General features: G+C 55.6%; 11 protein-coding genes and 1 other RNA gene. All 12 read left to right on the forward strand.

The annotated features are described in order from the left end of the window. The first annotated feature begins 3 nt into the window (after positions 1–3). The 12 genes from carB to speD all read left to right on the forward strand — a co-directional run bounded on the left by carB (position 4) and on the right by speD (position 15,305). Complete coding sequence (gene carB, locus K341_RS0102895; RefSeq protein WP_026761785.1) at positions 4–3,231, forward strand: carbamoyl-phosphate synthase large subunit; 3,228 nt, start codon at positions 4–6, stop codon at positions 3,229–3,231. Further along, the gene (locus K341_RS0102900; RefSeq protein WP_211221199.1) at positions 3,218–3,991 is read left to right on the forward strand and encodes a dihydroorotate dehydrogenase electron transfer subunit; all 774 of its coding nucleotides are present in this window, start codon (positions 3,218–3,220) and stop codon (positions 3,989–3,991) included. The genes carB and K341_RS0102900 overlap by 14 nt, the downstream gene beginning before the upstream one ends. Continuing rightward, entirely contained in the window at positions 3,978–4,907 is a 930-nt protein-coding gene (locus K341_RS0102905) for a dihydroorotate dehydrogenase (RefSeq protein ID WP_026761787.1), read from the forward strand. The genes K341_RS0102900 and K341_RS0102905 overlap by 14 nt, the downstream gene beginning before the upstream one ends. A gap of 166 nt (positions 4,908–5,073) precedes the next feature. Continuing rightward, positions 5,074–5,431, forward strand: an RNA gene (rnpB, locus tag K341_RS12065) — RNase P RNA component class A. 37 nt (positions 5,432–5,468) lie between these two features. Further along, positions 5,469–6,131 (forward strand): C40 family peptidase, encoded by a 663-nt coding sequence (locus K341_RS0102910; RefSeq protein ID WP_026761788.1) that lies wholly within the window; start codon positions 5,469–5,471, stop codon positions 6,129–6,131. Positions 6,132–6,341: 210 nt separating this feature from the next. Next, complete coding sequence (gene dprA, locus K341_RS0102915; RefSeq protein ID WP_026761789.1) at positions 6,342–7,433, forward strand: DNA-processing protein DprA; 1,092 nt, start codon at positions 6,342–6,344, stop codon at positions 7,431–7,433. Further along, positions 7,396–9,711, forward strand: coding sequence for a type I DNA topoisomerase (topA, locus tag K341_RS0102920; RefSeq protein WP_026761790.1), 2,316 nt, complete (start codon positions 7,396–7,398; stop codon positions 9,709–9,711). The genes dprA and topA overlap by 38 nt, the downstream gene beginning before the upstream one ends. Beyond that, entirely contained in the window at positions 9,708–11,039 is a 1,332-nt protein-coding gene (gene trmFO, locus K341_RS0102925; RefSeq protein WP_026761791.1) for a methylenetetrahydrofolate--tRNA-(uracil(54)-C(5))-methyltransferase (FADH(2)-oxidizing) TrmFO, read from the forward strand. The genes topA and trmFO overlap by 4 nt, the downstream gene beginning before the upstream one ends. Beyond that, positions 11,036–11,575: an ATP-dependent protease subunit HslV gene (gene hslV / locus K341_RS0102930; RefSeq protein ID WP_026761792.1), complete on the forward strand. Its 540-nt coding sequence runs from the start codon at positions 11,036–11,038 to the stop codon at positions 11,573–11,575. The genes trmFO and hslV overlap by 4 nt, the downstream gene beginning before the upstream one ends. After that, on the forward strand, positions 11,572–12,966 hold the full coding sequence (gene hslU, locus K341_RS0102935; RefSeq protein WP_026761793.1) for an ATP-dependent protease ATPase subunit HslU: 1,395 nt from the start codon (positions 11,572–11,574) through the stop codon (positions 12,964–12,966). The genes hslV and hslU overlap by 4 nt, the downstream gene beginning before the upstream one ends. Positions 12,967–13,087: 121 nt before the next feature. Further along, positions 13,088–14,422, forward strand: coding sequence for a replication-associated recombination protein A (locus K341_RS0102940; protein WP_026761794.1), 1,335 nt, complete (start codon positions 13,088–13,090; stop codon positions 14,420–14,422). Between the two features lie 88 nt (positions 14,423–14,510). Next, positions 14,511–15,305, forward strand: a complete 795-nt coding sequence (gene speD / locus K341_RS0102945; RefSeq protein ID WP_026761795.1) for an adenosylmethionine decarboxylase — start codon at positions 14,511–14,513, stop codon at positions 15,303–15,305. Positions 15,306–15,309: the final 4 nt, after the last annotated feature.

Raw genomic sequence — 15,309 nt, forward strand, 5'->3', positions numbered from 1 at the left:
ACGATGCCGCGCAAGGAAAATTTGAAGAAGGTTATGGTCATCGGCTCGGGGCCGATCATCATCGGACAGGCGGCAGAGTTCGACTACGCCGGCTCCCAAGCCTGCCGTTCTCTCAAGGAGGACGGTCTTGAGGTCGTGCTCGTCAACAGCAATCCCGCGACCATCATGACGGATACGAATATTGCGGATCGCGTCTATATCGAACCGCTCACCGTCGATTTTTTGGCGGAGATTATCGCAAAGGAAAAGCCCGAGGGTCTCCTTGCGACCCTCGGCGGGCAGGCGGGGCTGAACCTCGCCGTTCAGCTTGCCGAGAGGGGGATATTGGAGCAACACGGTGTGGAACTCCTCGGCACCTCGCTCGACGCCATCGAAAAGGCGGAGGATCGGGAGCGGTTCAAGGAGACGATGGAAAAGCTCGGTGAGCCGATCCCGGAAAGCACCATCGTGGAGGATGTGCATTCCGCCGTCGAGTTTGCCAATAAGATCGGCTATCCCGTTATCGTCCGCCCCGCCTACACGATGGGCGGCACCGGCGGTGGTATCGCGGAAAACGAAGAAGAGCTCATTGCTATCGTTATCAAGGGACTTAACTACTCCATGATCGGGCAGGTGCTCATCGAGCGCAGCGTTGCGGGATGGAAGGAAATCGAGTTCGAGGTGATCCGCGACGGGCGTGACAACTGCATCACCGTATGCAGTATGGAGAATTTTGATCCCGTCGGTGTCCATACAGGAGACAGCATTGTCGTAGCTCCCGCACAGACGCTGACGGATCACGAGTATCAGATGCTGCGGAGCTCCAGTCTGCGCATCATCAGGGAGCTCGGCATCGAGGGAGGCTGCAACGCACAGTATGCGCTCGATACGCAGAGCGATCGCTACTATGTCATCGAGGTCAATCCGCGCGTCAGCAGATCGTCCGCGCTCGCTTCGAAGGCGACCGGATATCCCATCGCGAAAGTATCCTCGAAGATTGCCATCGGCTATACGCTCGACGAGATCGTGAACTCCGTCACACAAAAGACAAAGGCTTGCTTTGAGCCGACGATCGACTATTGCGTGGTCAAGTTCCCGCGCTGGCCGTTCGATAAATTCATCTACGCCGATCATACGCTTGGGACGCAGATGAAGGCGACCGGCGAGGTCATGTCGATTGACCGCAGCTTTGAGGGGGCAATCCTGAAGGCGGTACGATCGCTCGAGATCGGCGTCCATCGGCTGCACATGGAGCGGTTTGACGCATGGGACGACGAGCTCATAAAAAAACACCTCTCGTTCGTCAATGACGAGCGGATTTTTCTCATTGCCGAAGCACTGCGCCGCGGCAAATTATCGGTTGAGGACATTTCGTCGATCACGAAGATCGATCAATGGTTCGTCCATAAGCTGAAGCATATCGCCGATATGGAGAATGAGCTTGCCTCGTCTCCGCTAACGCCGAAGCTGCTTGCCGCGGCAAAATGGACCGGACTTGCCGACGTTTCGATTGCGGAACTCACGCACAAGACGGTCGATGAGATTCGCAGTATGCGCCGTTCGAACAACATTGTGCCGTGCTACAAAATGGTCGACACATGTGCCGCCGAGTTTGAAGCCGCGACCCCGTACTACTATTCTACCTTTCGCGGTACCGAGGACGAGGTCGCCGTATCGCATCAAAAGAAGGTCATTGTGCTCGGCTCGGGGCCGATCCGCATCGGGCAGGGCGTGGAGTTCGATTACTGCTCGGTACATTCCGTTTGGGCGCTCCGCAGTATGGGCATCGAAGCCATCATCATCAACAACAATCCGGAGACAGTCAGTACGGACTTTGACATCTCCGACCGGCTCTACTTTGAGCCGCTGACGGTCGAGGATGTGCTGAACATCGTCGATAAGGAAAAGCCGGACGGCGTTATCGTACAGTTCGGCGGGCAGACGGCGATCAACCTCGCCGCCGCTTTGGAGCGCGCGGGGCTTCGTGTCTATGGAACGTCGGTCGACGACATCGACCGCTCCGAGGATCGCGAGCGGTTCGACGAGGTGCTGACGCAGACTGGGATTTCCCGCCCCGAGGGAATCAGCGTCACAAACCTCGAGGATGCCGTTGCAGGGGCAAAGCGCATCGGCTATCCGGTGATGGTGCGCCCCTCCTATGTGCTCGGCGGCCGTGCGATGGAGATTGTCTACAATGAGGACGAGCTGCGCGACTACATGCAGCGCGCTGTAAAGGTCACGCCGGATCACCCCGTCCTCGTGGATCGCTATATGCAGGGGACGGAGGTGGAGGTCGATGCGATCTCCGACGGCGTCGACGTCGTTATTCCCGGCATCATGGAACACATCGAGCGCGCGGGGGTTCACTCGGGCGACAGCATCGCCGTCTATCCGCCGCAGACGCTTCCCGCCCGTGTCATCTATACCATCATCGACTATACAAAGCGGCTTGCCGTCGCGCTCCATGTCAAGGGGCTGCTGAACATCCAATTCGTCGTCGCGCACGACGAGGTGTTCATCATCGAGGTGAATCCGCGATCGAGCCGCACCGTGCCGTTCCTTTCGAAAATTACAAACGTCAATATGGTCAGTGTGGCGACGCAGGTTGCGATGGGCGCTTCACTGAAAGAACTCGGTTTCCATTCCGGGCTGATTCCGCCGCGTCCCTACGTTGCGGTAAAGGCTCCCGTATTCTCGTTTGCAAAGATGACGGACGTCGATATTTCTCTCGGACCCGAGATGAAGTCCACGGGCGAAGTCATGGGCATCGATTATCACTATGCCCGCGCGCTGTACAAGGCGATCGTCGGCTCGGGACTCAATATCCCGACGAAGGGGCGACTGCTCTTTACCGTCGCGGATAAGGACAAGGAGGAGATGAAACAGCTCGCGAAGGCGTTCTCCGAATTTGATTTTGAAATCGTTGCGACCGAGGGGACGGCAAAGGCGATCGCCGCGCTCGGCATCGACGTCGATGTGGTCGGCAAAGTACATGAGCGCAGTTCGGACATCATCGAGATGATCAAGAGCGGACGGATCAACATGGTCATCAATACACTCACGCAGGGCAAGCATTCTGCGCGCGACGGGTTTAAGATCCGCCGTGCGACGGTCGAACACGGCATCGCCTGTCTGACTTCGCTCGATACGGCGTGGGAGGTTCTGCGGGTGCTGGAATTTATGCGCAAGCGGCGTCTCGTCTATGCGCTTGCGCTTCAAGACTATGTAGGCGGAGGGGATGACCTTGCCTAAGTTCGTCGAGGAAGCCCGCATTGCGGCGCATGAGAGTCCCGGTGCGGGGGTATATATCATGACGCTGACGTCGCCCGCCGTTGCGGCAGAGGCGCTTCCGGGGCAGTTCGTCGATGTATCCGTTCCTCTTGGCACGAGCATTCTGCGCCGTCCGCTCGGTATTGCCGAGGTGTCGCGCGCGGAGGGATGGATTCGGCTCATTTACCGCGTAGTGGGGCAGGGAACCCAGGCGCTTGCCGCAGCGCGTCCCGGCGCACGGGTCTCCGTGCTGGGACCTCTCGGGAAGGGTTTTCGAACGCAGCTGCGCCGCCCCCTGCTCGTCGGCGGCGGTATGGGATTGTCACCACTCCTCTTTTTTGCAGCGGAGAGCCGGGGAACGGCAAGTGTGCTGATGGGCGGGCGTACGAAAGACGAACTCTTTTGGGAGCATATTTACGCCCCCTATGTTCATGAGGTGTTTATAACGACGGACGACGGCTCCTATGGCACGAAAGGATTCGTGACAACACTCCTGCCGGAGCTGCTCGCAAAGGAGAGTTATGACGGCATCGCCGTCTGCGGGCCGCCCGTCATGATGCAGCGCGTCGCCGCGCTTGCGGCATCGTACGATGTCCCCTGCGAGGTCTCACTGGAGCGGCATATGGCGTGCGGACTCGGTGCATGCCTGTCCTGTGCCGTTGATACGAAATACGGACGGCGCAAGGTCTGCAAGGACGGCCCCGTATTTTCCGCCGACGAGGTATACTATGACGCATCATGAACGGGATAAACGCCTGCATACGACGCTTGCGGGCATTGATATGTGCACACCGGTGCTCGCGGCATCCGGCACCTTCGGGTTCGGCGAGGAGTTCGCGGATTTTGTTGACCTTTCGCGTCTCGGCGGCGTGATGGTCAAGGGGACGACACTGCACCCGCGGCGTGGGAACGACGGCGTCCGTATCGCGGAGACGCCGCAGGGAATGCTGAACTGCATCGGTCTTGAAAATCCGGGCGTCGATGTGTTCCTGCAGGAAATCCTGCCGCGCATTCGCCACTACGGCATGAACGTGATCGTCAATATATCAGGCGGTTCCGTCGAGGATTATGCGGCGGTTGCAGAACGGCTGAATGTGCCGGATGTCGCCGCGCTCGAGATCAATATCTCCTGTCCCAATGTGAAGGAGGGGGGGATTGTGTTCGGCACGGATCCCCATGCCGCGGCGTCTGTCGTCCGGGCAGTGCGGCGCGCTACGCGAAAGCCCGTCATTGCGAAACTGTCCCCGAATGTCACGAGCATTACGGAGATGGCGCGCGCGGTCGAGGCGGCGGGTGCCGATATGATTTCTCTCATCAACACGCTCATCGGTATGCGCATCGACATAGAAACAGGAAAGCCGGTGCTCGGCAACCGCACAGGGGGGCTCTCGGGTCCCGCCGTGAAACCCGTTGCCGTGCGGATGGTCTATGACGTGGCGCGTGCCGTACGCGTGCCGATCATCGGAATGGGCGGCATCGCTTCATGGGAGGATGCCGTGGAGTTTTTCCTCGCGGGGGCTTCCGCCGTTGCCGTTGGAACCGCGAATTTCACCGATCCTGCAATCATGATGAAGATCTGCGACGGACTTCTCCATTATATGGAAGAGCATGACATTTCTCACATCAACGAGATTGTCGGCGTGGCACATATGGAGTAAGCTGCTCAGATGAAGGTCTCATGTCATATGGGAAAATAATTTTCTAAAATATTTTTTAGAAATATGGACAACATGTTCGGTGATTTCTGAATTCTCTATATTATACAAGGGCTAGGGGAACTTTTGACACCTGACAGCCATATGTGGTATAATCTCTGCGTTGGTATGAGAAACCGAGACAATCGCCTGTATCGTTTTTGCGATGCATGAGGAAAGTCCGAGCTCCACAGGGCAGTGTGCCGGATAACATCCGGCGAGGGTGACCTTAGGGACAGTGCCATAGAAATTTAAACCGCCGGCTTTGCCGGTAAGGGTGGAAAGGTGCGGTAAGAGCGCACCGGCGATCGGGTAACCGGTCGGCCTTGGTAAACCCCACATGGAGCAAGACCAAATAGGGAAGGATAAAGGCGGCCCGTCGACCTTCCGGGTAGAGTCGCTTGAGCCTGCGGGCAACCGTCGGCCTAGATAAATGATTGTCGCCGCCGCAAGGCGGAACAGAACTCGGCTTATTGGTTTCTCGTAGCCAATATCATAATGCATCTAGTGGAAGGAAGTGTTTGCTTGCAAAAGAAAATTAAGATTCTTGCATTATCCGCAATGCTTCTCTGCTCCGCATCCATTGCGAGTGCAGAGTCATTCCAAATTGGAGATCAAGGAACGGACGTTGCCGAGATTCAGGGGCAGCTTTCGAGCGTAGGATATGATGTTGTCGCCGACGGTGATTTTGGCCCCGCGACGGCAGAGGCGGTCAAGGAGTTCCAAGCAGCACACGGTCTTACCGTAGACGGCATGGTCGGTCCTTCGACCTATGAGGCTCTTCTTGGAAAAACGATGCCGCAGGTCAGCCGCGGATCAAACTATATCGTTCGCCGCGTAATTTCGGATTCGATGCAGTATTTGGGCGTTCCATATTCCTTCGGTGGAACAACGCCCTCCGGATTTGACTGCTCCGGTTTTGTCCGCTACGTCTTTGCAAACGCGGGCATCTACCTGCCGCGTACGGCGGATGCACAGTATGACGTCGGCTATCCGGTTTCCTCCGCGGAGATGGTTCCCGGTGATCTCGTGTTCTTCTCGACTTATGAATACGGACCTTCACATGTGGGCATCTATCTCGGCGACGGCAACTTCATCAACGCTTCGTCGAGTCGCGGGGTTGCGATTGACAATCTGCGCGGCGGCTACTGGGGCGCATGTTATATCGGCGCACGCCGCATTATGTGATGATGCAAAATCTTGGGAGGGGCATAGCCCCTCTTTTTTCATAGGAGAAATACGATGGCAGATCTCTTTCTCATCCTGCTGATTTTCCTAATGGTCTATTACGTTTTTGGAGACGAACTGTTCCCGCGATAAAATATTATTCCTATAAAATCAATGCTTTCGGTTGCATTCCCGTATGTTTTTCGGTAATATGAGGAGCGTGTAAATCGCATGGAAGAACGGTGGTACCTAGCGGCGCTGATGCAGTGTCATAATATCGGGAGCGTGCGCATGTGCCGCCTGCGTACGAGAGTCTCCTCATCGGAGGAGATTTGGTCGATGAATGCGGCGGCCCTGCAAAACATCGGAGGACTTTCCTCTCTATTAGCTGAAAAACTTGCGCATCACACACACGAGCACCCCGATCTTCCGCAGCAGCTCGAGGAGCAGTGCGAAAAGCGCGGCATTTGTCTGGTGACGATAGACGAGGAACTTTATCCGATCATCCTCAAGGAAATCTTCGATCCGCCGATCGTGCTGTATTATCGCGGTATGCTGCTTGCCGATGCGCGACGCGTCGGCATCGTCGGCGCACGGAAGTTTACGCCGTATGGAGAAGCCGCCGCAATGGAGTTTGGAGATAAGCTCGCTGCGGCGGGGGTGACGGTAGTCAGCGGCGCCGCGCGCGGGATCGACAGTTGTGCGCACCGCGGGGCGCTGCGTGCGGGCAGGACGGCGGCGGTACTCGGCTGCGGCGTGGATATTGCATATCCGCCGGAAAATCGGCGGTTGATTGCACAAATCATCGACGCAGGCGGCGCCGTCCTTTCGGAGTATGCACCGGGAACGCAGCCGCTCCCCGCATTTTTCCCCGCGCGAAACCGCATTATCAGCGGACTCTCTGAGGGCGTTTTGGTCGTTGAAGCCGCGCGGCGCAGCGGTTCCCTCATCACGGCGGAAATGGCGCTCAGCGAAGGGCGCGACGTATATGCGATTCCCGGCAGCATATACTCTCCGCAGAGCGGCGGCTGTCACAATCTCATCCGCGCCGGAGCGCGTCTCGTAGAATCTCCTCATGAGATCCTCGAAGATATGAATATCGTCCCTTTGCCCAAACGCCCTGTGAAAGACCGCCTGACTCCGGAAGAAGCTCGTATTTATAAGGTGCTCTCCTGCGATCATCCGCTGACAATGGACGAGATACTGGAGAGCCTGCCCGATGCCGTAACGGCAAATATTCCGCTGCTCCTCCTTCAGATGCAGCTCAAGGGAATTATTACAGAAAATGAAATGCACGCCTATCGGCGCCTCGAAAGGAACTGACAGATTGGCTACGACATCATCTGTACGCAAGACAAAAGCAGTCAATGAAAAGACGAACAAAAAAAAGTCGGCGGGAAAAACGCTTGTTATTGTGGAGTCGCCCGCGAAGGCAAAGACCATTGAGCGATATTTAGGAAAGAACTATATCGTCAGGGCTTCGATGGGGCATTTGCGCGATCTCCCGAAGAGTCAATTCGGCATCGACGTGGAGGATGCGTTCACGCCGAAGTACATCAATGTGCGCGGAAAAGGAGATCTCATTCGTGCGCTCAAAAAAGAGGCAAAAGAAGCGGATAAGATCTATCTGGCAAGCGATCCCGACCGCGAAGGCGAAGCGATCGCTTGGCATCTTTCATTTATCCTAGGCGTCGATCCAAAGGAGAACTGCCGCATCGTTTTCCATGAGATCACAAAGCCCGCCATTGCCGAAGCGATCCATCATCCGCGCCCCATCAACATGGAGCAGGTGGACGCACAGCAGGCACGCCGTATGCTCGACCGCATCGTCGGATATAAACTCTCTCCTCTGCTCTGGCGCAAAGTCCGCAAGGGGTTGTCGGCAGGGCGCGTGCAGTCCGTGACGGTACGCCTCATATGCGACCGAGAGAAAGAGATTGAAGCCTTTCACTCCGAAGAATATTGGACGGTCAAGGCAAAGGTCAAAAAAGATAAGAGCTCATTCATTGCCGAACTAACGCACATCCGTGGAGAAAAGGCGTCTCTGCACAGCGAAGAGGAGACCACAAAGGTCACGGACGATCTCGCCGCGCAGGAATTTAAGATCAAGGAAGTCAAGCAGAGCGAACGCCGCAAGAAACCGGCGGCGCCGTTTACGACGAGTTCCCTCCAACAGGATGCCGCACGAAAGCTCGGCTTTACGTCCGGGCGCACAATGATGATTGCACAGCAGCTCTATGAGGGCGTTGTGCTGGGACGTCAAGGTGCGACCGGTCTCATCACCTATATGCGTACCGATTCGACGCGTCTCTCAAATCTTGCGATCGAGGAGGCGCGCGGCTATATTGGCGAGGAGTACGGGCAGGACTATGTGCCGGCAAAGCCCAACATCTACGCCGGCGGGAAAAAAGCACAGGACGCCCATGAGGCGATCCGACCGACGAGCATCCTGCGCCTGCCGTCCGAGGTGGAGCCGTATCTCAACCGGGATCAGCAGCGACTCTATACGCTTATCTGGCAGCGTTTTGCCGCATGTCAAATGACGGCGGCAGTCTACGATACCGTATCCGCTCAAATCGAGGCGGGCGACTACCAGCTGCGCGCACATGGATCGAAGATTAAATTCAAAGGATATACCGTTGTCTATGCGGGTGCAGAGAGCTCTAAAAAGGAAAAGGATACGATCCTTCCGGAGCTGTCCGCAGGGGATATGCTCTCCCTCACCGCGCTCGACCCGGAGCAGCATTTTACGGAACCGCCGCCGCGCTATAACGACGCGTCCTTGGTAAAAGCGCTCGAGGATATGGAGATCGGACGTCCGAGCACCTATGCGCCCATCATCGAGACAATACAAAAACGAGGATATGTGGAACGCCGTGAAAAGCAGTTTCGCCCGACAGAGCTCGGCTTCATCGTTACGGATATGCTGGGCGAATATTTTAAGGATATTGTCGATGCGAAGTTCACCGCGAACCTCGAGGGCGAACTGGACGAGGTTGCCGACGGTTCGCTTAACAAGAACGAACTGCTACAAAAATTTTATACACCCTTTGACGAAACTCTCAAAAAGGCGGAAGAGATCATCGGCACCGTCGATCTGCCCGAGGAAATCACCGACATTCCCTGCGATAAATGCGGGAGAATGATGGTTGTTAAACAGGGACGGTTCGGTAAATTTTTGGCATGCCCCGGCTTCCCCGAATGCCGCAATGCGAAGCCCCTGCTGCGCGATACGGGCGTACAGTGCCCCAAATGCGGCGGTAAAATCGTCGAACGCAAGAGTCGCCGCGGACGTGCATTCTACGGCTGCGGCCGCTATCCTGACTGCGACTATACGACATGGGACGAGCCGCAGCAGGAGACCTGCAAGGTCTGCGGTTCGTTCATGCAAAAGCATCGCTACCGCACGGGGCGTACCATTCTCTATTGTAGCAACGAACAATGTGAATCCCGCATCGGCAGCCCGATTGAAAAAGAACTCGCGCGCCAGAAAGAGCGTGCCAACGCCAAGACAAACAAAGATGCCGATGTAAGTGCGGACACGAATACAAAGACGCGTGCAAAGCGTACCGCCTCCCGTAAAAAAGGATCAAATACATGAAGAAGGTCATCGTTGTCGGCGCAGGGCTTGCAGGCAGTGAAGCCGCGTGGCAGGCAGCACGTCGGGGCGCAGAGGTGACGCTCTTCGAGATGCGCCCCGGACGTACCTCTCCCGCACACAAGACGGATGATTTTGCGGAACTGGTATGCAGCAACTCTCTGCGCGGCGCGGGACTTGAAAATGCCGTCGGCGTACTGAAAGAAGAAATGCGCCGGATGGATTCACTGATCATCCGAGCGGCGGACGCAACCGCAGTTCCTGCCGGCGGCGCTCTTGCCGTAGACCGCAGGGGGTTCAGCCGATATATTACGGAGCAAATCACCGCGCATCCCAACATCAGCATCCGGCGAGAAGAGATCAAGACCGTTCCGCGTGACGAAGACGCCGTTGTTATTATCGCCTCGGGACCGCTCACGTCCGGTGCGCTTGCCGATGAAATTCATGCCTTGCTCGGCGACGACGCACTGTACTTTTACGACGCGGCGGCGCCGCTTGTGGATGCTGCGAGCATCGATATGACACAGGCATATCGAGCATCCCGCTACGGGAAAGGCGAACCCTCCTATCTGAACTGTCCCATGAACGATAGGGAATACGAAGCGTTTTGGCAGGCACTCACAGCAGCTGAAAAAGCGGATGTGCATGATTTTGAAAAAGAGATTTTCTTTGAGGGATGTATGCCCGTTGAAGTTATGGCATCGCGCGGCAAAGACACGCTCCTCTTTGGACCTCTCAAACCGATGGGGCTGGAGCATCCGGAGACGGGAGAGCGTCCGTATGCCGTCGTTCAGCTCCGACAAGACAATGCGGAGGGGACGATTTACAATATCGTCGGATTCCAAACGCGCCTTAAATGGGCGGAACAGCGCCGCGTATTCCGGATGATATCGGGACTCTCTCATGCGGAATTCCTGCGTTACGGCGTAATGCATCGAAACACCTTTATCAACGCACCGCGGCATCTGCGCCCGACTTTTCAGCTGCGCTCGGAGAATACACTATTCTTCGCCGGACAGATGACGGGCGTCGAGGGGTATGTCGAGTCGGCGGCTTCCGGCCTTACGGCGGGGATCAACGCCGCACGCATCGCGGCGGATCGGACACCTGTCGTATTTCCGCAGACAACGTGTCACGGCGCGCTCGCGCATTATATTACGACCTGTGACCCGGCACATTTCCAACCGATGAATATCAATTTCGGACTCTTGCCACCGCTCGAAGATCTGCCGCGCCGTACGCGGAAACCGGAAAAAAAGCTGCTGACCGCGCGCCGCGCGCTTGCCGCATTAGATGATTTCCTGCAAGAAAACGGAAAGGAATCGCCATGACATTTCATGCGACCACAATCGTCGCCGTAAAGAAGGGGAATAAGGTCGCGATTGCCGGAGACGGACAGGTGACCTTTGGAGAGCGCGCCATTATGAAGGCGACCGCACGCAAAGTACGTCGGCTCTATCACGGAAAGATCCTTGCGGGATTCGCGGGATCGGTGGCGGACGCATTTACCCTGTTTGAAAAATTTGAGGCAAAGCTCGAATCCTACAGCGGAAACCTCCAGCGGGCGGCTGTAGAATTGGCAAAGGATTGGCGTACGGACAAGGTGCTGCGCAAACTTGAGGCGCTCCTGCTCGTCGCGGACAAGGACGGCATCCTCATGATCTCGGGCAACGGCGAAGTGATCGAGCCGGACGGCGACTGCACTGCCATCGGATCGGGCGGCTTCTTCGCTCTTGCCGCAGCGCGTGCCCTCACACTGCACAGCGACATGGACGCTCCTGCCGTCGCGAAGGAATCACTCTCCATCGCGGCGGACATATGTGTCTATACGAATCATAACATTACGGTGGAGGTGCTGGAATCATGAGTTCTATCGGCGTGAACGAACAGACACCGCGCGAGATTGTTACAGAACTGGATAAATATATTGTCGGCCAGCAGGAAGCGAAGCGCGCCGTCGCCATCGCCCTGCGCAACCGCTGGCGCAGCCGGCAGCTCGATACCGATATGCGCGAGGACATCATTCCGAAGAACATCCTCATGATCGGCTCTACGGGTGTCGGCAAAACGGAGATCGCCCGCCGCCTTGCCCGTCTCGTCCGTGCGCCCTTTCTCAAGGTCGAGGCGACGAAGTTCACAGAGGTCGGATATGTCGGACGCGACGTTGAATCCATCGTGCGGGATCTCGTAGAGACAGCCGTGCGTATGGTGCGCCGGGAGAAACTGGAAGAGGTCAAGGAAAAGGCGGCGGAAAACGCAGAGGAACGCCTGATCGACGTCTTTGTTCCCACGCCAAAGAAATCGGTGAACCCGCTCGGCAAACTCTTTGGCGCAGAGGAAGAACCCGCCGAAGAGAAGCAGGAACCGCCGAAGTATCAAGCCGGACGCGACTGGGTGCGCAAGCGTCTGCACGCGGGAGAACTCGAAGACGAGATGATTGAGATCGATGTGGAGGAATCCTCCCGTCCCATGGCAGGAATGTTCGCCGGATCATCGCTCGAGGGAGTCGGCGATAATTTACAGTCGATGATCGGTTCTCTTGTTCCAAAGCGCCGCCGCAGGAGAAAGGTTTCCATCCGTCAGGCGCGTAAATTATTTACCGCCGAAGAGGCGGATAAACTTGTCGATATGGATGTCGTTGCAGACGAGGCGGTATATGCCGCGGAATACAGCGGTATCGTGTTTCTTGATGAGATCGATAAGATCGCCGTCGGCAACGGACACAGTTCGGGTGCGGACGTATCGCGCGAGGGTGTGCAGCGGGATATTCTTCCGATCGTGGAGGGATCGACCGTTGTTACGAAGTACGGTCCTGTCAAGACGGATCATATCCTCTTTATCGCCGCGGGAGCGTTCCATATTGCAAAGCCGTCCGATCTCATTCCTGAGCTGCAGGGGCGTTTTCCGATTCGCGTCGAGCTGAAATCACTTGTCAAAGAGGATTTTGAGCGCATTCTCACAGAGCCAAAGAACGCGCTCATCAAGCAGTATGCTGCGCTCCTCGGGGCAGAGGGCGTTACGCTGACCTTTGGAGACGATGCGATCGGGCGTTTGGCAGAGCTTGCCGAGACGGTTAACGAACAGACGGAGGATATTGGCGCACGCCGTCTCTATACGCTCCTTGAAAAACTCCTTGAGGATCTGTCGTTCGATGCACCCGATCTGACCGAAAAAGACATCGTCATCGATACGGCGTATGTGGATCGTTACCTTGCCGACATCGCGCGAGATCATGACATGTCGCGGTTTATTCTGTAACGCCTGCGAAACGATAAAAACGATTCGGAGAATTTTTTCCGAATCGTTTTTTCTATTGCCTAAGACTTAATTTTATGCGATAATTCAACATGAGATATACTGTGCTTGGAGGATGAGGCAAATGGATGAACAGCAGGGGCTTTTTGAACAAGCTCTGCACCGACCGCTTGCGGAACGTGTTCGTCCACATACGCTGGAGGATTTTGTCGGACAGGAGCACCTTCTGGGGAAAGGAAAAATTCTGCGTCGCCTCATCGAAAGCGATCAAATTACTTCAATGATCTTTTGGGGACCTCCGGGCGTTGGAAAAACCACGCTGGCGCAGATCATTGCGGCGCGGACAAAGGCGGAGTTTATTACGTTTTCCGCAGTATCCGGCGGCATCAAGGACATTCGAACCGTCATGCAGGAAGCCGAACGAAAGCGTGCCTACGGTCAGCGTGTCATCATTTTCGTCGATGAGATTCATCGTTTTAACAAAGCACAGCAGGATGCCTTTTTGCCCTTTGTGGAAAAAGGGAGTATCGTCCTCATCGGCGCGACGACGGAAAATCCGTCGTTTGAAATCAACGGCGCGCTTTTGTCTCGCTGCCGCGTATTCGTACTGCAAGGATTGAAAACGGAGGACATTCGAAAGCTCCTATTGCGCGCGGCGGCACTTCCGAGCGGGCTCGGCGGTCAAAAGATAGACATATCGGAGGACGCCGTACTCGCGGTTGCACGCTTTGCCAACGGAGATGCACGCAGCGCACTCTCCACATTTGAGATGCTGATCCTCAATGCGGAGGAAAAAGACGGCATTGTTACGGTGACGGAAGAAAATCTCGCACAATGCATTTCCCGCAAGTCACTCCTCTATGATAAGACGGGGGAGGAACATTATAATCTGATCTCGGCGCTCCATAAGTCGATGCGCAATTCCGATCCCGATGCCGCCGTGTACTGGCTCGCGCGCATGCTCGAAGCAGGGGAAGATCCCCTTTATGTTGCGCGGCGGGTTACGCGTTTTGCGGCGGAGGATGTCGGTCTTGCCGACCCGCGTGCGCTTGAGATCGCCGTCGCGGCATATCAGGCATGCCGGTATATCGGTGTTCCCGAGTGCAACGTACATCTCACCGAGGCAGTGATCTACCTCTCGCTTGCCCCGAAATCGAATGCGATGGAAGTTGCCTACTTATCTGCTGCAGCGGATGCACGCACGATGCTTGCCGAACCGGTACCGCTTGTCATTCGAAATGCCCCGACCAAACTCATGAAGGAGCTAGACTACGGCAAAGGCTATCAATATGCGCATGAGGCGGCGGAACATATCACAAATATGCAGTGTATGCCCGATGCACTTGCGGATCGAACATATTACCACCCGACGGATCAAGGCGTCGAAGGACGATTCCGCGAGCGTCTGGACGCGATTAAGAAATGGAGAGCAGACCATGCGCCGCATCGTAAAAACTAGATGATGCAGACGTATGCCACTATATCAAAATATATTGTTACAGTCGATGTGTATTATTTTTTGAACAGGAAAGGCAGGAATCCCGGCGTTGGATGGAAAGCTGAAACTATATGGATTTAACAATCTCACGAAAGCGCTGAGTTTCAATATTTATGATATTTGCTATGCAAAATCTGCGCGAGAACAGCGGGACTATATCAAATATATTGACGAACAGTATAATTCCGACCGACTTACCAAGATACTTTCTCAAGTGACGGATATGATTGGGGCGCGTATTCTCAATATTGCAAAGCAGGACTATGAGCCGCAGGGGGCGAGCGTGACGATGCTGGTTGCGGAAGAAGCCGCCGTCATATCCGGTAGTAAGAAACCCGTCAACAGAGCCGCCTCAGCGCCCGAAACGATACTGGCGCATCTTGACAAGAGCCATGTGACCGTTCACACATATCCGGAGTTCCATCCGGATACGAGCATCGCGACGTTCCGCGTCGATATCGATGTTGCGACTTGCGGAGAGATCACGCCGCTGCAAACACTCGATTACCTCATTAGCCAGTTTGATTCGGATATCATTACGATGGACTATCGTGTGCGCGGATTTACGAGAGATCTGCAGGGGCGCAAGCTGTTCATGGATTCGAAAATGACCTCGATCCAAGAGTTTATCAAGCAAGAAACCCTGGACGAATACGATGCGGTGGACATCAATCTCTATCAGGCCAGCCTTTTTCATACGCGTATGCTCATCAAGGAGCCGCAATTACAAAATTATCTCTTTAATACGGATGTCGATGAAATCCCGCCAAAGACACGACTGCTGATCAGTACCAGTCTTCGGCGCGAGATGATAGAGATCTTCAGCGGACGCAACGTCTATTAGGAGA

This window comes from Centipeda artemidis DSM 19719 (assembly GCF_000426665.1).
Classification (GTDB): domain Bacteria; phylum Bacillota; class Negativicutes; order Selenomonadales; family Selenomonadaceae; genus Centipeda; species Centipeda artemidis.

Bases quoted from the DNA above. Each gene is read 5' to 3' on its own strand.
- hslU (WP_026761793.1), top strand. From the start codon at position 11,572: ATGAGTTCTATCGGCGTGAACGAACAGACACCGCGCGAGATTGTTACA.
- topA (WP_026761790.1), top strand. From the start codon at position 7,396: ATGAAATGCACGCCTATCGGCGCCTCGAAAGGAACTGACAGATTGGCT.
- K341_RS0102905 (WP_026761787.1), top strand. From the start codon at position 3,978: ATGACGCATCATGAACGGGATAAACGCCTGCATACGACGCTTGCGGGC.
- K341_RS0102940 (WP_026761794.1), top strand. From the start codon at position 13,088: ATGGATGAACAGCAGGGGCTTTTTGAACAAGCTCTGCACCGACCGCTT.
- K341_RS0102900 (WP_211221199.1), top strand. From the start codon at position 3,218: ATGACCTTGCCTAAGTTCGTCGAGGAAGCCCGCATTGCGGCGCATGAG.
- carB (WP_026761785.1), top strand. From the start codon at position 4: ATGCCGCGCAAGGAAAATTTGAAGAAGGTTATGGTCATCGGCTCGGGG.
- hslV (WP_026761792.1), top strand. From the start codon at position 11,036: ATGACATTTCATGCGACCACAATCGTCGCCGTAAAGAAGGGGAATAAG.
- dprA (WP_026761789.1), top strand. From the start codon at position 6,342: ATGGAAGAACGGTGGTACCTAGCGGCGCTGATGCAGTGTCATAATATC.
- trmFO (WP_026761791.1), top strand. From the start codon at position 9,708: ATGAAGAAGGTCATCGTTGTCGGCGCAGGGCTTGCAGGCAGTGAAGCC.